The sequence below is a fragment of the Streptomyces mobaraensis genome, assembly GCF_020099395.1.
Lineage (GTDB): Bacteria > Actinomycetota > Actinomycetes > Streptomycetales > Streptomycetaceae > Streptomyces.
Genome location: NZ_CP083590.1, coordinates 6,217,573 through 6,235,935, shown reverse-complemented (window position 1 = coordinate 6,235,935; position 18,363 = coordinate 6,217,573). Strand labels below are relative to the sequence as shown.

The window sequence follows — 18,363 nt, the reverse complement described above, 5'->3', positions numbered from 1 at the left end:
CGACGGCGCGGCCGTGTGGCGTTTCCCCCGGAGCCAGTAAGGTCGGTGCCCACCGTCGAACAAGTTGCCGCCCCGCCGGCCGGGCCAGGGAGCGAACCAACCGTGCTGATCAATCACGACACCGGGTGCGCGCTCGACGCCGTCGTCGACCTGCTCAACAGCTCCCCCGCGGGGGCGCCGGCCGCCGTCAGGGACGACGGGCTGCCGGACGTGGCCGCGCTGCGGGCCTTCGTGGAGCGGCACGACATCAGCGGGGTGGGAGAGCTGGACGAGGGCGATCTGCGGGCCGTGCGGGAGCTCAGGGGGCGTTTCGCCCGGGTCTTCGACACCGAGGGCACGGCGGAGGCCGCCGAGCTGCTCAACGCCCTGGTCGCCGAGGCGGGCACCACGCCCCGGCTCACCGATCACGACGGTTACGACTGGCACGTGCACTACTTCGCGCCGGGGGCCTCGCTCGCCGAGCACCTGGCGGCCGACGGCGGGATGGCGCTGGCGTTCCTCCTGGTGGCGGGCGAGCGCGAGCGGCTGCGGCGCTGTGGGGCGCCGGGCTGCGGGCGGGCCTTCGTGGATCTGTCACGGAACCGGTCCCGCCGCTACTGCGACGGCCGGACCTGCGGGAATCGGCTGCATGTGGCCGCGTACCGGGCCCGGCGGCGCGGCGCGGCCGACTGAGCGGGCTGCCCACGGCTCACCACCGGTAGAGGTCGTGGACCGCGGTCGCCAGGATCAGCGTCGCCACGAAGGCGAGGAACAGCATCAGGGGTGGCTGGGAGAGGGCGAAGAGGCAGCCTCGCGGTTCCTTGGCGAGGTCGCTCAGGTCGAGGTCGTTCAGGTCGGACAGGTCTGCGGTCAGTTCCGCGGTCATCTCGGCCGGTTCGTCGTTCATCTCCGGCAGATGATGGCGCAGCGCGTTCCGTCAACGGGCCGATCGTGTGGAGGTGTTCGTCAGATCCCGTGCTTTTTGAGGATTGCCTCGATGTCGTCGAACTCTCCTCCGGTATCCTTCCGCCCCTTCGTCCCGGAGCGCCCCTTCGGGCGGTCCGCCGGCCGGCCCGCGGGCGCGCCTATCGCGGGGGCGCCGGGCGTCAGGGCGTCGGGGCCGCCTGCCGGGGGCAGGTCGTGGCCTCCGGAGCGGCGCCGCTCGGCGGCCCGGCTCACCAGGAAGAGCAGGGCCGAGAGGGCGAGGACGCCGAAGCCGGCCCAGACGGTCGGCTTGAAGACCAGGTCGGTGACCCAGTCGATGATCCCGGTCATGACGAGGCCGATGGGGATCAGGGCGAAGGCCGCGATGCGGGTCGCGGCGAGGAAGCGCTTGCGGTAGGCCGTCAGCAGGGCGATGCCCAGGCCGCCCGCGGACACCGCGGCGCAAACGGTCGAGGTCAGCATCCGGTCCTCCTGCCGATGGGGGCTCCTGTGTCCATCCTGCACCGGGTGACGGTCCGGAAGCCACGACGGGGGGCGGGGATCAGGGAGAACTCCGGGTTGTCCCCTGAGGGCTCTCCTCCTCAGGGTCGACTCGGGGCCGGCTCAGGGCCGGGTGTTCCTTGGTCGGGGCTCCCCGGGCCGGTCTCCCGGCCGGGCTGGGAGACTGGGGGCATGAGCGAGTCCAACAGCCCTTCCGCCGCGTCGTCCGCCGACCCGGCCGTTCCCGCCGTTCTCGATGTCTGGTGCGACCTCCAGTGCCCCGACTGCCACGCCGCCCTGGAGGACCTGCGGGCGCTGCGGGCCCGTTACGGCGACCGGCTGGACGTCCGGCTGCGGCACTTCCCGCTGGAGAAGCACCGGCACGCCTTCGCCGCCGCGCAGGCCGCCGAGGAGGCGGCCGAGCAGGGCCGGGGCTGGGAGTTCGCGGAGGCCGTGCTGGCGCGCGCCGGGGAGCTGGGCGAGCGCGGCGAGGCCGTGCTGGTGGAGGTGGCGGCCGGGCTCGGGGTGGACGCCGAGGAGGTGGACACCGCGCTGATCGACGGCCGGCACCTGCTGATCGTCGACGCCGACCAGGCCGAGGGCAAGGCGATCGGGGTGACGGGTACCCCGACGTACGTCATCGGCGGTGAGCGGCTGGACGGCGGGAAGAGCCAGGACGGGCTGCGGGGGCGGATCGAGGAGATCGCGGACCGCTTGCTGGCCGGCTAGCCGACGCGGGCGGAGGCGCGCCCTCCGCCTCACAGCGTCTTGTGGAAGTACAGGTTCGTGGTCGCGTAGCCCAGGGACTCGTAGAGCCGCCGGGCCGGGGTGTTGCCGGCGAAGACGTTGAGGCCGATGCGGTCGTGCCCCATGGCGAGGGCCTCGCGTTCGGCGACGAGCATCAGGGTGCGGCCGTGCCCCCGGCCGCGGTGTTCCGGTGCCACCCTCACGTCGAAGACGTAGCCGATGCCGTCGTGCGTGCTCAGCCAGAGGGTTCCGACGTCGGCGCCCTCGTGGGCGAGGACGCGGAGGGCGACGCCGGGGGTCGCGCCGGCGTGCGGCAGCAGGGCCGCGTGGTCGGCGTCGCACTTGGCCTCGGCCTCGGCCCGGGGCACGCCGCGTTCGGTCAGCGACTCGACGTAGCCCTCCTTCTCCTCGGCGAGCCACGCCGGGAAGCGATCGTCGTCCATGGGGCGGGCCTCGCTCCCGGCGGGCAGGGCGGGCGGCGCGGTGAGCGCCTTGGCCATGTTCCGGCTGCGCTCGGTGTAGCCGAGGGCGGTCACCAGGCCGAGCACGGCCGTGTCCCCGGCGGGGACCCCGACGCCCACCCAGTGGCAGCCCCAGCCGCGCAGCACCTCCTCGGCCGCGAGGGCGGCGACCGTGCCGCGGCCCCTGCGGCGTTCGCCCTCCCGGACGAAGAGCCGCTCTATGGAGCCGGCCCGGGGGCCGAAGCGGGGGTGGGTGGCGAGCTCGGCGTCGCCGACGGGCCTGCCGTTGACGCAGATCTCGTAGCCGCGGCGGCGGTGGCCGCCGTCGGTGCGCTGCTCGGGTGCCGTGGGGCGCAGGGTGGTGGTCATGCCGCTGTTCTACCCATGCGCCGGGGCGGATGTCGCCGGTTTTTCCCTCGGCCGTCCCCGGTTCAGGGGTCGATGTCCGCGGCCGACCGTTCGGCGAAGACGCGCATGGCCTCGGCGGTCACCGGGCCCGGGGCGCCCGGGAGTTGGCGGCCGTCGAGGGTGTGGAGGGCTTGGACGTCGCGGAGGCTGGAGGTCAGGAAGATCTCGTCGGCGCGGTCGAGGACGTCCATGGGCAGGTCGGTCTCGCGGGCTCCGGTCCACTCGACGACGAGGGCGCGGGTGATGCCGGGGAGGCAGCCGGAGGCGAGCGGCGGGGTGTGGAGCTCGCCGTCGAGGACGACGAAGACGTTGGTGGCGGTGCCCTCGCAGAGCGCGCCGGAGGTGTTGGCGAGGAGGGCCTCGGTGGCGCCCCGCTCCTTGGCGCGGGCCAGGGCGACGACGTTCTCGGCGTACGAGGTGGACTTGAGGCCGGTGAGGGCGCCGCGTTCGTTGCGGGTCCAGGGGACGGTGACGGCGGCGGTGGCCGTGGGGCGGAGCGCGATGGGCGCGGCGGCGACGAGGAGGGTGGTGTCGGCGGCGCTGCGGTCGGAGCCGAGCGGGGAGAGGCCGCCGGTCAGGGTGATGCGGAGGCGGCCGAGGGCGAGCGGGTGGGCGTCGAGGACGGCGGCGCAGGCGCGGCGTACCTCGTCGGCGTCGGGCGCGGGGAGGCCCAGGCCGCGGGCCGAGGCGGCGAGCCGGGCCAGGTGCCGGGTGAGGGCGAAGGGACGGCCGTCGACGACCTTGAGGGTCTCGAAGACGCCGTCGCCGACCGTGAGGCCGTGGTCGAACACCGAGACGCGGGCGGCGTCCTCCTCGACGAGCTTCCCGTTGAGCCAGACGGTCACCGTTGCCTCCCGGCGGTCGGACTGTGGGTGGTCGGGCTGTGGGTGCCCGACGCTATCGCGAGCAGCCGGGCCGCCTTGAGTTCGGTCTCGGCCCATTCGCCCTCGGGGTCGGAGCCCCAGGTGATGCCCGCTCCGGTGCCGAAGCGGAGAACGGGGCCGCCGGGGGCGGTGCGGTCGATCCAGAAGGTGCGGATGCCGACGGCGAGCTCGCCGGTGCCCCGGTCGGCGTCGACCCAGCCGATGCCGCCGCAGTAGGGGCCGCGCGGGCCCTGTTCCAGGCGTTCGATGATCTCCAGGGCGCTGGCCTTGGGCGCGCCGGTGACGGAGCCGGGCGGGAAGGTGGCGGCGAACAGGTCCATCCAGCCGGCGCCTTCGGCGAGCTCGCCGCGGACGGTGGAGACGAGGTGGACGAGGCCGGGGTGCTGTTCGACGGCGCAGAGCGCGGGGACGGTCACGGATCCGGTGGCGCAGACGCGGCCCAGGTCGTTGCGGACCAGGTCGACGATCATCACGTTCTCGGCGTGGTCCTTGTCGAGCAGGTCGGCGGCGGTGCGGCCGGTGCCCTTGATCGGTCCGGACTCCAGGACGCGGCCGGTGCGGCGCAGGTAGAGCTCGGGCGAGGCGGTGACCACCTCGGTGCCGTGGGCGGGGAGGCGGACGGTGCCGGCGTACGGGGCCGGGTTGCCGGCCGCGAGGTGGGCGGCGAGGGCGTCGACGTCGGCGTGGTCCGGGTCGGGCAGCGGCGCGCTGAGGACGCGGCAGAGGTTGGCCTGGTAGACCTCGCCGGCGGCTATGTGCTCGCGGATCCGCCGGACGCCCGCGAGGTAGGCGTCCCGGTCCAGGGAGCTGGTCCACGCCTCGGGTGCGGGGCCGCGCCAGCGCCCGGGGGCGGGGAGGGGCGCGGGGCGCACGTCGCCGAAGCGGGCGCACCGTACGTCTCCCTCGAAGTCCGCGACCACGGCCCACCAGCCCCGGGAGTCGAGGGCCTCGGGGTCGCTGGTGACGTCGCGCAGATCGGTGGCGAGGAGGCCGCCGAAGCGGGCCATCGGAGGGAGGTCATGCACGTCATCGAGTCTATGGGCCGGTCCCCGGCGCTGAGCCGGGTGAAGGAAGAGGGCAGCACGCTGCGGAAACGGAATTTGAGCTGGCGCGGGAATCCGCTAGAGTTCAACACGTCGCCGGGACGCGGAAGCGAAACGGCGGGGCAGCTTCCGGATCATGGTCCGGAGGATGTGTGCGGACATAGCTCAGTTGGTAGAGCACCACCTTGCCAAGGTGGATGTCGCGAGTTCGAGTCTCGTTGTCCGCTCGAGTGGGGGATCTTCCCGACCCCCGCACTCCTGGTGGAGTGGCCGAGAGGCGAGGCAACGGCCTGCAAAGCCGTCTACACGGGTTCAAATCCCGTCTCCACCTCCAAGGACGATTAGCTCAGCGGGAGAGCGCTTCCCTGACACGGAAGAGGTCACTGGTTCAATCCCAGTATCGTCCACCAAGGTCCTCGCGGACCTTCCCGCGCGATTAGCTCAGCGGGAGAGCGCTTCCCTGACACGGAAGAGGTCACTGGTTCAATCCCAGTATCGCGCACGCAGCACACCCTCCCGGACGATTAGCTCAGCGGGAGAGCGCTTCCCTGACACGGAAGAGGTCACTGGTTCAATCCCAGTATCGTCCACCAAGGTCTTCACGGACCTTCCGCGCGATTAGCTCAGCGGGAGAGCGCTTCCCTGACACGGAAGAGGTCACTGGTTCAATCCCAGTATCGCGCACCACGATCGGCCGGAGGCCGGGGCTTCGAGCTCCGGCCTCCGGCCGTTTCCGCAGGTCACCGACGAGTTTTCCGCAAAGGACGGGCCGGGCACCTCCCCAGGTGCCCGGCCCGTCATGCCGTCCGCCGCACCCCCGTCCCCACGGGGTTATGGCCGGCCCGTCCCCGACCCGGACCGCTCTTCCGGGAGCGGAGCGCTCAGCGCCCCAGCATGCCGGCCACGGACGACGCTTGGGTGACGACGGCATCCCAGCCGCCGAAGGCGACGGCCAGGACCGCCGCGCAGGGCAGCACTATGGCCAGCGCGACCAGAGGGTGCCGGTTGTCGGCGGGGCGGCCGCCGGGGAGGTCGGGGAGGCTCCGGTGGACGTCCGTCCGCCCCGGCGCGCGGGTCGCGCGCCGTACCGCCTGGGCCATGGCGCCCCTCCCTTCCGGTCCCTTCGGACCCGCCCCCGCCCGACGCGGCCCCGCTGTGCGCGGGCCGCCGGGCGTGCCGAATGGTGACAGCGGCGGGCGTTCCGACCTCGGGGGACGAGTGTTGCGCCCGCCGCTCGGGATCCACACTAGGCGGCCGGGAGGGGGCCGGGCGTCATGCCCTCGTACCCCTTGCACCGCCTCCGCGAGGAGGAGGGAGGGGCCGGGTCGGTACTCCCCTGGGTGGAGAACAGAGGAGCGGATCTCCGGGATCGCCCGGGGGCGGGCCTCCGGGTTCTCCCCCAGGGGACCACGGTGGGGTGATCTGCCTCACGTCCGCTTCCCTTCGGCCGTGGCACCCGGACCGACGGGGTGTCAGGTGTTCGAGCGGCGGGCGGCCCGGGGGCGCCGGCCGGCGGGGAGCGGGCCGTCGGCCCGTCAAACCCCGGGTGGCTGGCGGAGCTTGGCGGTCGGCGGGCGGCGGACGGGCGCGGGGCGGGCGCCGGGGAGCGGGCGGGCGCGGGCGCGCGGCGGAAGCGGTCATCCGATCGCCGACGCATGCGCGGCCTCTCAGCACGGCCGCCCGTCAATCCGTAAGCTGTGGCTCGTCAGACGGACCGGCAGCGGGGATGAAGATGACGATGATGCGGCTCCGGCGCGAGGACCCGCGTGTCGTCGGCTCGTTCCGGCTTCACCGCCGGCTGGGCGCGGGCGGCATGGGCGTGGTGTACCTCGGCTCGGACAAGCGCGGCCAGCGGGTGGCCCTGAAGGTGATCCGGCCGGATCTCGCCGAGGACCAGGAGTTCCGCTCGCGCTTCGCGCGCGAGGTGTCCGCCGCGCGGCGCATCCGCGGCGGCTGTACGGCACGCCTCGTGGCCGCCGATCTCGACGCGGAGCGGCCGTGGTTCGCGACGCAGTACGTGCCCGGGCCCTCGCTGCACGACAAGGTGACCGAGGAAGGGCCCCTGTCGGCGGCTCAGACGGCGTCCATCGGGGCGGCGTTGGCGGAGGGGCTGCTCGCGGTGCACGACGCCGGGGTGGTCCACCGGGACCTCAAGCCGTCGAACATCCTGCTCTCCCCCAAGGGCCCGCGGATCATCGACTTCGGCATCGCCTGGGCGACGGGCGCCAGCACCCTGACGCACGTCGGCACGGCCGTCGGCTCGCCGGGCTTCCTGGCGCCGGAGCAGGTCCGGGGCGCGACGGTCACGCCGGCGACGGACGTCTTCGCCCTGGGCGCCACCCTGGCGTACGCCTCGACCGCGGACTCCCCTTTCGGGCAGGGCAGTTCGGAGGTCATGCTGTACCGGGTGGTGCACGAGGAGCCGCAGCTCCTGGGGGTGCCGGACGCGCTGGCGCCGCTGATCCTCGCCTGTCTGGCGAAGGACCCTGAGGAGCGGCCGAGCACGCTCCAGCTGTCGTTGCGGCTGAAAGAGATCGCCGCGCGCGAGGCGCACGGGCTGCCGGACGGCCGTCGGGTGCCGTCGCGGCGCGAGCCCGAGCGGCCCTCGGACCGGCGGGCCGCGGACCACGCGCACCAGCCGACGGAGCCGCGCCCGGCGGCGGCCGCGCAGGGGGGCTCCTCCCCCGCCCGGCCGCCCGCGACCCGGCCGCTGCGGCAGCCCCGCCCCGACCGGCCGGCCGCCCGGCCCGCGAGCCGGCCGCGGCCCGGTGCCCGTACGGGAGCCCGTGCCGGCGCGGCGGGGCGCCGGACCGGCGGCGACCCCCGGCTGCTGCGGCAGCGGCTGATCGTCTTCGTGGTGGTGACGCTGCTGGTGGCCCTGGGCATCGCGGCGGCGCAGGGGTGCGACGGGCCGAAGAAGTCGTCGGGGCTGGGGCGGGACCTGGGGCGGGAGCAGTCGTGCGTGGTCGCGGTGGATTCCTGCGGTACGTGAGCCCCGCCCCCTGCGTACCCGCCCTCAGCCCCGCGTGTCCGGGGGCCGCTGCGGCATGAGCGGCTGCCCCGCGCGGGCGAGGCCCAGCAGGTCGTAGTAGTCGGCACAGCGGGTGATCGACCCGTCGGGGGCGAGCGCGAGCACGGTCGCCGCGTGCACCCGGAACGGCGGTCCGGGCGGTTCCGCCACGGGAGTTCCGGTCCAGAGCAGGGTCGCGCAGGCCCTCCCGTCATCGGTGCCGAAGCCGTCCTCGATCTCGGCCGTCAGGTCGGGGGTGGCGGCGCGGGTCTCGCGGTGCCAGGCCGTGATCGCGGTCCGTCCCCGGTGGGCGCGCCCGGCCGCGACGTCGGTGTAGACGGCGTCCGGGGCGAACAGCGCGCCGAAGGCGGCGGAGTCGGGCACGGACCAGGCACGGGCCAGGCGGGTGGCGGCGGTACGGGCGTCCATGGCCGGAACCTTCGTGTGGGTGCCGGGGGTTCGTCCGGTCGGGGTGCGGGGCGTGGCCGGATCGGCGGGCTTCGTCGCGGCGTGCCGTTCCGGGGGCGCCGCCGGGGTGGGGGGTGTGTCCGGCGCGGTGGCGGGAGTGCGCGGTCCGGCGCGAGTCCGGTTCGGGGGCGCGACGGGGGCCCGAACCGCGCGGGCGGCGGAGGCGGGTTGCCCGGGGGCGGCCCGGTCGGGGGTGATGGAGAACTCGGCGTGTTCGGCGATGGCCGTACCGGGGGTCGTCGTGGGGGCGTAGGGCGCGGTGGTGGTGAGTTCGGCCGGGGTGGTGAAGCGGTGGTACGGGTGGGGGCCTGGTTTCCCGGGTGGGTCCAGGGCCGTCGGTGGGCCCAAGAGGGCGTGGACGCGGTCGTGCCAGCGGATGTCCGCGTGGCCGGAGTGGCGGATGAGGGAGACGCCGGGGTGGGGGGTGAAGGAGACCCCGGTGGCCGTGGCCGCGAGTCGTTCCGTGGCCCGGGTGAGGACGAGCAGCGGGGTTCGGCCGCCGCCGGGGGTGCGCAGTTCGGCGCAGGCGAGGGTGAACGGGCCTGCGTGCAGCCGGGCCCAGTGCCATGCGCGGAGGTCGGCGCCGAAGTCCAGGGTGCCCCAGTTCTTGTCGTGGTAGCCGGTTCCGCGCACCTGCCAGGTCCGGCCGGGCACCGACAGCCGGCCCTCCACCGTGCCCCGGGGCACGGCCACCAGCCAGCCGAGGTAGCGGCCCGGGTCGTCGGCGAGCGTGACGGTTCCGGTGCCGACGCGGGAGGGCGGGGCGGTCGAGGTGAGGGTGAGGTCCGCGGCGGCCGACGGCGTTCCGGCGCGGATGCGGTACCGGACGAGGTCGCCGTGGGCGCGGTGCGGGCCGAGGGCGACGTCGCAGTGGTCGCGCGCGGCGTGGAAGGAGGCCGGGTCGTGGCGGGTGCGGCCGGCGTGGACGCGTCCGTCGGGGGTGCGGACGGTCAGCGACAGCCGGGGGGCCAGGGGGCCGGCGGAGGCGGCGAGGGGCTTGGTCTCGAAGACGACGACGGCCCGGCTGCCGTCGTCGCACTCGGCGTCGAAGTACCACCATTCGAAGGTGCCCGGCCGTGGCGTCTCGCGGAGGCCGTCCTCCCAGGGTTCCGGTTCGCGGGTCAGGCCGGCACGGCGCAGATCCGCGTCGCTCTCCCGGACGGTCAGACCACCGGTCCGGCGGTAGGTCGCGGCGGCCGGGTCCTCGGGGGCAAGGTCTTCGCGGGCCGGGTTCTCGGGTGCCGGGTCCTCGCGTGCCATGGCGGGCCTCAGGGTGTGGTGGGCAGCAGCAGGTTCTCGGGGTAGCCGGGCCGGTCCGGGGGGACGACGGTCTCGGGGAAGTGGCGGCGGGTGTCGGCGCCCCACGCCATGTAGCCGGAGACGAGGAACTCCAGGTCGCGGGCGTACCGTTCGACGGCGGCGCGCCGCGGGGCGTCCAGGCCCAGGGTGCGGGCGAGGGCGGGGACGCCGCGCCGGAGGGCGTCGAAGCGGCGCAGCCGGTCGTTGACGAGCGCGTAGGCGGTGTCGATCGCGGCGGCGCGCGAGCGGTTCCCGTCCCGCTCCAGGACGAGGACGAGGTTGACGACGTCGCCGCGCGGCTCCTCGCGGTCCAGGGTGTAGACGTCGTTGGCGAGGCAGGGCAGTTCCTCGGTGAGCCGCCGCAGTTCGATCAGCGGCAGGCTGTGGAAGGCGACGGCCGGGACCTCGTAGCCGCCGATCCGTTCGACGAGGTCGCAGACGACGCTCATGGCGCTGACGCCGATCCGCAGCCGCAGGAACGTGGGGAAGTCGGGGACGGCGCCGGCCAGGCGGGCGGCCGATTCCTGGGCGTAGGAGGCGAAGTAGTACTCCCAGTCGTAGGCGGCGCGGGCGCGCCAGGCCGGTGGCATGCCGTCGGCGGCGCGCCGCCAGATGTCCGCGAAGGCGCGGGCGGCGGCGGTGGGCCGGGGGCCGGTGGTGCCCTGGTGGACGACGGCGATCAGTTCCTCGCAGGCGCGGGCGGTGGCGGCCGGGTCGAGGCCGAGCGGGCTGTCGAACTGGTCGTCGAAGGGGTACCAGAAACCCATGTGGTCGGTGACGAGCCGGAGGCCGGGGCCGGTGGCGTACGGGTACATGCAGGCCGAGACCCGGGCCAGGTCCCAGGAGTCGTACAGGGCGGTGGCCTCGGGCCCGTCGGCCATCCGATGGGCCCGGGCCCAGGCCCGGTTGCCATCCCGGGCCTCCTCCAGGTGCGGGCTGACGGCGAAGCGGAAGCCGGCGGGGAAGCGGATCCTGGTGTCGGCGGGCATGGGCCCTCCCGTGGTCGGTGATGCCGTAGGGCACTCTCCGTGCGGGGCCGAGCGGTGTAGCGGACGCTCCGCTTCGGGCTGTACCCATGAGGGGCCGGTGCGGAAACGATTCGCCGCACCGGCCGCCGGGCCGGGGCTCGCTTGCTACTCCGGTGTCCCCGCCGTCACGGCGTAGAAGGCGACGGCCGCCGCCGCGCCGACGTTGAGGGAGTCGACGCCGTGGGCCATCGGGATGCGCACCCACTCGTCGGCCGCCCGCAGGGCCTTGGCGGACAGGCCGCTGCCCTCGGCGCCGAGCATCAGGGCGACCCGCTCCAGGCGGTGCGGGGCGGCGGCGTCCATCGCGGTGGCCTGCGCGTCCGGGGTGAGGGCGAGGACCCGGAAGCCCGCCGCCCGGACCGTCTCCAGGTCGCGCAGCCAGTTCTCCAGCCGGGCCCAGGGGACAGAGAACACGGCGCCCATGGACACCTTGACGGACCGCCGGTAGAGGGGGTCCGCGCAGTCCGGGGAGAGCAGGACGGCGTCCATGCCCAGGGCGGCCGCACTCCGAAAAATGGCACCAATATTCGTATGATCGTTGACCGCCTCCATGACGGCGACCCGGCGGGCCGTGGCCAGCAGCCCGGCGGCGTCGGGCAGCGGCTTGCGTGCCATGGAGGCGAGGGCGCCGCGGTGCACGTGATAGCCCGTCACCCGCTCGGCGAGCTCCGGCTCCACGACGTAGACGGGTGCGGGGGCGTCCTCGATGACGTCGCGCATCACGTCCACCCACTTGGCGGAGAGCAGCATGGAACGCATGCCGTAACCCGCCTCCACCGCCCGGCGGATGACCTTCTCCCCCTCCGCGATGAACAGGCCCTCGGCGGGCTCGCGCCGACGGCGCAGCTCGACGTCGGTCAGGCCGGTGTAGTCCTGGAGCCGGGGGTCGTCGGGGTCGTCGATGGTGATGACCTGGGGGGACTGCGTCATGGGGCTCACGTGTCTCGTGGTGCGTAGGGGTGGGATACGGAGGCTCAGCCGGCGGCGTCCGAGGGGGCAGCGTTGGAGGGGGCCGCCTCCCGGCCGATCGCCACGACCTCGCCGATGACGATCACGGCCGGCGGGCGTATGCCCTCGGCCCGCACCCGCTCCCCCACCGTCCCGAGGACCGCGTCGACGCGCCGCTGGGCGGCGGTCGTGCCCTCCTGGATCACCGCGACCGGGGTGTCGGCGGACCGGCCGTGCCGGATGAGCGTCTCGGCGATGGCGCCGCACTGCTCGACGCCCATGAGCACCACGAGGGTGCCGCCGAGGCGCGCGAGCGACGGCCAGTCGACGAGGGACCTCGGGTCGTCGGGCGCGACGTGCCCACTGATGACGGTGAACTCGTGCGCGACGCCGCGGTGGGTGACGGGGATGCCGACCGTGCCGGGGACGCTGATCGAGCTGGAGATGCCGGGCACGACGGTGCAGGGGATGCCGTGTTCGGCGAGGGCCTGCACCTCCTCCTTGCCGCGGCCGAAGACGAACGGGTCGCCGCCCTTGAGGCGTACGACGGTCTTCCCGGCCTTCGCGTGCTCGATCAGGGCGTCGTTGATGGCCTCTTGCGCCATCGAGCGACCGTACGGGATCTTCGCGGCGTCGATCACCTCGACGTGCGGCGGGAGTTCGTCGAGCAGGTCGCGCGGGCCGAGCCGGTCGGCGACGACGACGTCGGCCTCGGCGAGGAGGCGCCGGCCGCGCACGGTGATCAGGTCCGGGTCGCCCGGACCGCCGCCGACGAGGGCCACCCGGCCGCCGCCCGGGCGGGTACGGCGGTGGGGCGCGGCGATCGAACCGTCGCGCAGCCCCTCGACGATGGCGTCCCGCAGGGCCGCCGTGCGGCGCGGGTCCTGGCCGGTGAGCACGGCCACGGTGACGCCCGCGCTGCGGCCCGTGGCCGGCGTCCAGGCGGTGGCCGCCTCCGCGTCGTCGCTGCGCACGGCCCAGACGCGGCGGGCCTCCGCCTCGGCGGACGCGGCCCGGTTGGCCTCGGGGTCGTCGGTGGTGATCAGCGCGTACCAGGCACCGTCCAGGTCGCCCTCGCGGTAGCGGCGGCGCTCCCAGCGCAGTTCGCCGGCCTCCGCCATGGCCTCCACGGACGCGGTCGCGGACGGCGACACGAGCAGGACGTCGGCGCCGGCCGCGATGAGGGCGGGCAGCCGGCGCTGGGCGACCTGGCCGCCGCCGAGGACGACGACGCGGCGGCCCCGCAGGCGGAGTCCGACGGGGTAGGCGGCGGGTTCTGGGTGCTCGGCCATGGGGGTTGCGGGTCTCCTCGCTGGTCAGGGGCGCTGGGCATACCCTACGTGGGCTTTGTTAGCGGGCGGTTTCGCCCCGGGCCCTCCCTTTCGCCGTCTCCTGGGGCTGGCGCCCCGCCCCGCTTGTCGCGGCTTCGCCGCTCGTCCTCAAGCGCCGGACGGGCTGGAAGTGCCCGCTCAGGCACCATCCAGCCCGTCCGGCGATTGAGGACAGCGCCCGAAGGGCGCTTCGGGGGTGCGGGGGCTGCGCCCCCGAAGGAAACGGCGAAAGGGAGGGACCGGGGCATCAGCCGCCCGCAGGGCCCCCTACCCCTTCTCCGCAACCCCCGCGCTGTCGAAGGTCGCCACCTCGTGCATGGCCCGCGCAGCGCTCTGCACGACGGGCAAGGCCAGCAGGGCGCCCGTCCCCTCGCCCAGCCGCAGGTCGAGGTCCACCAGCGGCCGCAGCCCCAGCTTCGTCAGAGCCGCGACGTGCCCCGGCTCCGCGCTGCGATGCCCCGCGATGCACGCGGCCAGCGCCTCGGGCGCGATGGCCCGGGCCACCAGAGCGGCGGCGCCGGCGCTGACGCCGTCCAGGATCACCGGCGTGCGCAGCGACGCGGCACCGAGGATCAGGCCGACGAGAGCGGCGTGTTCGAGCCCGCCGACGGCGGCGAGGACGCCGATCGGGTCGGCCGGATCCGGGCGGTGCAGCTCCAGCGCCCGGCGGACGACGTCGATCTTGCGGGCGTGCATCTCGTCGTTGATGCCGGTGCCGCGCCCGGTGACCTCGCCCGGGTCGGAGCCGGTGAAGACGGAGATCAGGGCGGCCGACACGGTGGTGTTGGCGATGCCCATCTCACCGGTGAGGAGCGCCTTGTTGCCCGCGGTGACGAGGTCGCGGGCGGTCTCGATGCCCACCTCGACGGCGCGCAGCGCCTCCTCGCGGGTCATCGCCGGGCCGGCGGTGAAGTCGTCCGTGCCCGGGCGGATCTTGCGCGGCAGCAGGCCGGGGCGGGCCGGCAGGTCGCCGGCGACGCCGACGTCCACGACGCAGACCTCCGCGCCGACCTGGTTGGCGAACGCGTTGCACACGGCCCCGCCGCCCAGGAAGTTGGTCACCATCTGCATGGTGACCTCCTGCGGCCAGGCGGTGACGCCCTGGGCGTGCACGCCGTGGTCACCGGCGAACACCGCGACCGCGGCGGGCTCCGGGATGGGCGGCGGGCACTTGCGCGACAGGCCGCACAGCTGCGCGGAGATGATCTCCAGCATGCCGAGCGCGCCGGACGGCTTGGTCATCCGCTTCTGCCGCTCCCACGCCTCGCCGAGCGCCTTGGCGTCCAGCGGGCGGATGCCGCGCAGGGTCTCGGCGAGCAGGTCGTGCGGGTCCTCGCCGGGCAGCGCGCGGCGGCCGTACGTCTCCTCGTGGACGACCCAGGACAGCGGGCGCCGCTTGGACCAGCCGGCCTGCATCAGCTCGGGCTCGCCCGGGAACTCGTCGACGTACCCGACGCACAGGTACGCGACGACCTCCAGGTGCTCGGGGAGGCCGAGTTCGCGGACCATCTCCCGCTCGTCAAAGAAGCTGACCCAGCCGACGCCGAGCCCTTCCGCGCGGGCGGCGAGCCAGAGGTTCTCGACGGCGAGGGCCGACGAGTAGGGGGCCATCTGCGGCTGAGTATGCCGGCCGAGGGTGTGCCGGCCGCCCCGGGTGGGGTCGGCGGTCACCACGATGTTGACCGGGGTGTCGAGGATCGCCTCGATCTTCATTTCCTTGAACTGCTTGGCCCGGCCCTTGGGCAGCGAGGCGGCGTACGCGTCGCGCTGGCGGGTGGCCAGGTCGTGCATGGTCCGGCGGGTCTCGGCGGACCGGATGACGACGAAGTCCCAGGGCTGGGAGTGCCCGACGCTCGGCGCCGTGTGCGCGGCCTCCAGGACGCGCAGCAGGACGTCGTGCGGGATGGGGTCGGGGCGGAAGCCGTTGCGGATGTCGCGGCGTTCGCGCATCACGCGGTGGACGGCTTCCCGCTCGGCGGCGGCGAAGCCGTCGGCCGGGGGGCCGAGGGGGACGCGGGGCTCTTCGGGCTCTTCGGCGGGCTCCGCGCCGCCGGGCTGCTCGGCGGTGCCGGGCTCGCCGGTCTGCGGCTCGTCGTCGCGGACGAGGGCGAGGTGCACGGGTGCGGGCGCCTCCTCCGCAGCGGGGGCGGCCGGCTGCGCCGCGACGGGTTCGGCGGGCTGCCCGGCCGGCTGCGCCGGTACGGGGGCGGGCTCGCCGTCCGGGGCCACGGCGGGTGCGGGCGCCTCGGCGGCGGGCTCGGCCGGGGTGGAGGTCTCGGCCGGGGCGGGGGTCTCGGCGGACGCCTCGGCGGGGGCTGCCGGGGTGGCGGGGTTCTTGGCCGTGTCGGAGGCGGCGGGCGCCCCTTCGGTCACGGCGGATACGGCGGCCGTCGCGGGGACCTCCGGCTGTGCGGGGGTTTCGGCGGGCACGGAAGTCTGAGCAGGCACAACGGTCTCGGCAGCCACGGGGTTCTGGAGGGGCGGGACGCCCTGGGCGGACATGGCGTTCTCGGCGGGCGCGGGTGTCCCGGCGGTGGCGGAAGCCTCCGCGGGGGCGACGGCCTCCGCAGCGGCGGCTGCCGCTGCGGGGACTGCCGCCTCTGCGGGGCTCACGGTTTCTGCGGGGTCAACGGCCCCTGCGGGGGCGGGAGTCTCCGCTTGGGCGGGCGCGTCGGCCTGGGCGGGTGCGTCGGCTGGAGCGCCGGGCGGGGTGGAGACGTCGGCGGGGACTGAGGCGTCGGCCGGCGCGGTGGCGTCGGCTGAGGCGGACGCGTCAGCCGGGGCGGAAGCACCGGTCGAGACGGGCGCATCGGCCGATGCAGAGGCATCCACGGGGACGGCGGCATCCGTCTGGGAAGACGAACCCGCCGGGACAGAGGCGTTGGCCGGGGCGGGAACACCGGCCACGGCAGAAGCGTTCGCCGGAGAAGGCGAACCGGCCTGCGGGGATGCGTCCGCCGGGACCGGTGCGCCGGTCGAGGCAGGAGCGTCAGCCGATACGGCGGCCTCCGTCGGGACAGGGGCCTCGGCCTGGGAGTCCGGACCGACCTGCGCGGGCGCTCCCACCGGGACGGCAGCGTCCACCTGAGAGGTCGAACCGGCCGGGACGGACGCGTCCACCTGGCCAGGTGCGCCGACCGCGGCAGAGGCATCCGCCGGGACGGAAGCGTCCCCAGGCACAGACGCGGGAGCGTCGGTCGACGCGGTGGCAACGGCCGGAATGGAGGCGCCCGTCTGAGCCGAACCGGCCTGGGCGGAAGCGTCCTCCGGGACAGATCCGTCGGTCGGGGCAGGAGTGTCGACCGGCGCGGCGGCATCCGCCGAAACAGAGGCGTCGGCCTGAGGAGACGACCCGGCCGGAGCGAAAGCTCCCCCCGCGACAGGTCCGTCGGCCGGGACAGGAGCATCGGCCGACGCGGCGGCATCCGCCGAGACAGAGGCATCGGCCTGAGGGGTCGACCCGACCGGGACGGACGCGCCTCCCGGGACGGGTGCGTCAGCCGTGGCAGGAACGCCGGTCGACGCGGAAGCATCCGCCGGAACGGAGACCTCCGCCTGAGCGGACGAACCAGCCGGGACGGAAGTGGTCCCCGGGGCGGAAGCGGCCGCCGGAACAGCTGCGTTGGCCGAGGCAGGAGCGTCAGCGGACGCGGAAGCGTCCGCCGGAGTGGTGGCATCCGCCTGCGGGGCCGAACCGGCCGGGGCGGATACGTCCCCCGGGACGGATCCGTCGGCCGCGGCAGGAACGCCGGCCGACGCGGAAGCATCCGCCGGAGTGGAGGCGTCCGCCTGCGGGGCCGAACCGGCCGGGGCGGATACGTCCCCCGGGACGGATCCGTCGGCCGCGGCAGGAACGCCGGCCGACGCGGAAGCATCCGCCGGAGTGGAGGCGTCCGCCTGGGCGGGCGCGCCCGCCGGGGCGGACGTATCAGCCGGAGTGGAGGCGTCCGTCGGAGAGGACGGACCGGCCTGGGCGGAAGCATCCCCCGAGGCCGGTGCGTCGGCCGAAGTCGCCGTGTCCGCCGGGGTCGAGGCGTCCGCCTGAGATGAGGGGCCAGCCGGGACGGGTGCGTCGGCTGAGGCAGAGGCATCGGCCGACGCGGAGACGTCCGTCTGAGAGGACGTGGACGTGGCTACCTGGGCCGGTGCGTCAGCCGGGACGGATACGGCCTGCGACGCGGACGCGTCCGCCTGGGCGGAGGCGTCGGCCCCAACAGGAGTGCCTGACACGACGGAAACGGCGTTCTCACCCGGCGCGTCAGCCGGCCCGGTCGCGTCCGCCTCGCCCGGCACGTCGGCCGCCATCGGCCCCCCGGAATGGACGGGTGCACCGGCCGCCGGGGTGGAGGCATCGGTCTGAACAGGTGCGTCAGCCGACACGGAGCCGTCACCCTGAATCGACGCGTCGGTCGGAGCGGAAGCATCAGGCTGAACCGGTGCGTCGGCCGGAGCGGGTACGCCCACCGGCACGGAGGCGTCAGCCTGTGCCAGCGCATCAGCCGGCGCGGAGACGCCCGGCTGAGCAGGGGCGTCAGCCGGTGCGGCTGCGCCCACCGGTACGGAGGCGTCGGTCTGAGCCGACGCATCGGTCGCCGCGGACGCGTCGTCCGGCGCGGGTTCGGCCCCCGGCACGGGCGCCTCAGCCTGCGTCGCAGCGTCGGTCTGCGTCGCAGCGTCGGTCTGCACGGGTGAGCCGGACACGGCGGAAGCGTCGCCCCGAACGAGCATGTCAGCCAGAGCCGGCCCGCCCTCCGACACGGACGCGTCCGCCTGGGCCGCCGCGTCGAACTGAACGGGCGTCTCCGCCGGGGCGCCGGTCGGCGCGGGCGTGGTCTCAAGCGCGGCAGTCTCGACCGCAGCGGCCTGCGGCGCCTCCGCACCCGGCGGGACGGCCGCGGTGTCGGACGGAGCATGCGTTGCGTCGGCCGCCAGTGCCTCGACCACCTCGGCCGCCTCAGCCGCTGCGGGCGTCTCGGCGGCCGCCACCGCGTCCGGTGCGGGCGTTCCGGCCTGTTCTGCGGCGTCCACCACATCCACCGGCGCCGGAACGGTCGCGTCCACCGGATCCACCGCCGCCGTCTCCCCCGGCCCCGGCGTACGGGCCGGCGGGACGGTCTCCTGCGGGAGGGCCGCGGCCTCGACGGCCTCCACCGGTGCGCCCTGGGCGGGCACCGTCGCCGCGGGCGCCGCCTCGCCTGACGGAGCGTCAGCGAACGCCGTGCCGGCGGAAGGACCGGGCGCTCCCTGCGGCGGAACGGTCCCGCCCGTGTTCTGCGGCGGAACGAAGGCCACGGGCGGCTCGGCCGCCGCCTCCGCCGCCTCCGCCGCGTCC

14 protein-coding genes and 6 tRNA genes are annotated in these 18,363 nt (G+C 75.2%); 9 read left to right on the top strand and 11 right to left on the bottom strand.

The window, feature by feature from the left end; all coding sequences use genetic code 11:
- The first annotated feature begins 102 nt into the window (after positions 1 to 102).
- Positions 103 to 672 (top strand): CGNR zinc finger domain-containing protein, encoded by a 570-nt coding sequence (locus K7I03_RS27615; RefSeq protein ID WP_185945900.1) that lies wholly within the window; start codon positions 103 to 105, stop codon positions 670 to 672.
- Positions 673 to 688: 16 nt separating this feature from the next.
- Here the strand turns inward: K7I03_RS27615 and K7I03_RS27610 are convergent, their stop codons facing one another.
- Positions 689 to 886, bottom strand: a complete 198-nt coding sequence (locus K7I03_RS27610; RefSeq protein ID WP_185945901.1) for a hypothetical protein — start codon at positions 884 to 886, stop codon at positions 689 to 691.
- A gap of 59 nt (positions 887 to 945) precedes the next feature.
- Positions 946 to 1,386, bottom strand: a complete 441-nt coding sequence (locus tag K7I03_RS27605; protein ID WP_185945899.1) for a hypothetical protein — start codon at positions 1,384 to 1,386, stop codon at positions 946 to 948.
- A 210-nt stretch (positions 1,387 to 1,596) separates the two neighbouring features.
- Between K7I03_RS27605 and K7I03_RS27600 the strand changes: the two genes are divergently transcribed.
- A complete protein-coding gene (locus K7I03_RS27600) occupies positions 1,597 to 2,133 on the top strand; it encodes a DsbA family protein (RefSeq protein ID WP_185945898.1) in 537 nt (178 codons plus the stop codon).
- Positions 2,134 to 2,162: 29 nt separating this feature from the next.
- On the opposite strand, the gene K7I03_RS27595 is transcribed toward K7I03_RS27600, so the two are convergent.
- The 3 genes from K7I03_RS27595 to K7I03_RS27585 form a co-directional block, all read right to left on the bottom strand.
- Positions 2,163 to 2,981: a GNAT family N-acetyltransferase gene (locus K7I03_RS27595; RefSeq protein WP_185945897.1), complete on the bottom strand. Its 819-nt coding sequence runs from the start codon at positions 2,979 to 2,981 to the stop codon at positions 2,163 to 2,165.
- A gap of 62 nt (positions 2,982 to 3,043) precedes the next feature.
- Entirely contained in the window at positions 3,044 to 3,865 is an 822-nt protein-coding gene (locus tag K7I03_RS27590; protein WP_185945896.1) for an aminotransferase class IV, read from the bottom strand.
- Positions 3,862 to 4,929 (bottom strand): chorismate-binding protein, encoded by a 1,068-nt coding sequence (locus K7I03_RS27585; RefSeq protein WP_185945895.1) that lies wholly within the window; start codon positions 4,927 to 4,929, stop codon positions 3,862 to 3,864. The genes K7I03_RS27590 and K7I03_RS27585 overlap by 4 nt, the downstream gene beginning before the upstream one ends.
- A gap of 172 nt (positions 4,930 to 5,101) precedes the next feature.
- Here K7I03_RS27585 and K7I03_RS27580 point away from each other — a divergent pair.
- From K7I03_RS27580 to K7I03_RS27555, 6 genes are all read left to right on the top strand, one after another.
- Positions 5,102 to 5,174, top strand: a tRNA-Gly gene (locus K7I03_RS27580).
- 33 nt (positions 5,175 to 5,207) lie between these two features.
- Positions 5,208 to 5,281: transfer RNA gene (locus tag K7I03_RS27575), tRNA-Cys, on the top strand.
- A 1-nt stretch (position 5,282) separates the two neighbouring features.
- Positions 5,283 to 5,357: transfer RNA gene (locus tag K7I03_RS27570), tRNA-Val, on the top strand.
- 20 nt (positions 5,358 to 5,377) lie between these two features.
- Positions 5,378 to 5,449 (top strand) — tRNA-Val (locus tag K7I03_RS27565).
- Positions 5,450 to 5,465: 16 nt separating this feature from the next.
- A tRNA-Val gene (locus K7I03_RS27560) sits at positions 5,466 to 5,540 on the top strand.
- A gap of 19 nt (positions 5,541 to 5,559) precedes the next feature.
- A tRNA-Val gene (locus K7I03_RS27555) sits at positions 5,560 to 5,634 on the top strand.
- Between the two features lie 194 nt (positions 5,635 to 5,828).
- Here K7I03_RS27555 and K7I03_RS27550 read toward each other — a convergent pair.
- Positions 5,829 to 6,047 carry a hypothetical protein gene (locus K7I03_RS27550; protein ID WP_185945894.1) on the bottom strand — a complete coding sequence of 73 codons (219 nt, stop codon included), beginning with the start codon at positions 6,045 to 6,047 and terminating at the stop codon, positions 5,829 to 5,831.
- Positions 6,048 to 6,679: 632 nt separating this feature from the next.
- Between K7I03_RS27550 and K7I03_RS27545 the strand changes: the two genes are divergently transcribed.
- A complete protein-coding gene (locus tag K7I03_RS27545) occupies positions 6,680 to 7,939 on the top strand; it encodes a protein kinase domain-containing protein (RefSeq protein WP_185945893.1) in 1,260 nt (419 codons plus the stop codon).
- Between the two features lie 24 nt (positions 7,940 to 7,963).
- Here the strand turns inward: K7I03_RS27545 and K7I03_RS27540 are convergent, their stop codons facing one another.
- The 5 genes from K7I03_RS27540 to cobT all read right to left on the bottom strand — a co-directional run bounded on the left by K7I03_RS27540 (position 7,964) and on the right by cobT (position 15,644).
- Entirely contained in the window at positions 7,964 to 9,685 is a 1,722-nt protein-coding gene (locus K7I03_RS27540) for a nuclear transport factor 2 family protein (RefSeq protein WP_185945887.1), read from the bottom strand.
- Between the two features lie 8 nt (positions 9,686 to 9,693).
- Positions 9,694 to 10,713: a terpene synthase family protein gene (locus tag K7I03_RS27535; protein WP_185945886.1), complete on the bottom strand. Its 1,020-nt coding sequence runs from the start codon at positions 10,711 to 10,713 to the stop codon at positions 9,694 to 9,696.
- Positions 10,714 to 10,857: 144 nt separating this feature from the next.
- The gene (locus K7I03_RS27530; protein WP_185945885.1) at positions 10,858 to 11,682 is read right to left on the bottom strand and encodes a TrmH family RNA methyltransferase; all 825 of its coding nucleotides are present in this window, start codon (positions 11,680 to 11,682) and stop codon (positions 10,858 to 10,860) included.
- Between the two features lie 44 nt (positions 11,683 to 11,726).
- Complete coding sequence (gene cobA / locus K7I03_RS27525) at positions 11,727 to 12,992, bottom strand: uroporphyrinogen-III C-methyltransferase (protein WP_185945884.1); 1,266 nt, start codon at positions 12,990 to 12,992, stop codon at positions 11,727 to 11,729.
- A 306-nt stretch (positions 12,993 to 13,298) separates the two neighbouring features.
- Positions 13,299 to 15,644 (bottom strand): nicotinate-nucleotide--dimethylbenzimidazole phosphoribosyltransferase, encoded by a 2,346-nt coding sequence (cobT, locus tag K7I03_RS34530; protein ID WP_423229696.1) that lies wholly within the window; start codon positions 15,642 to 15,644, stop codon positions 13,299 to 13,301.
- Positions 15,645 to 18,363: the final 2,719 nt, after the last annotated feature.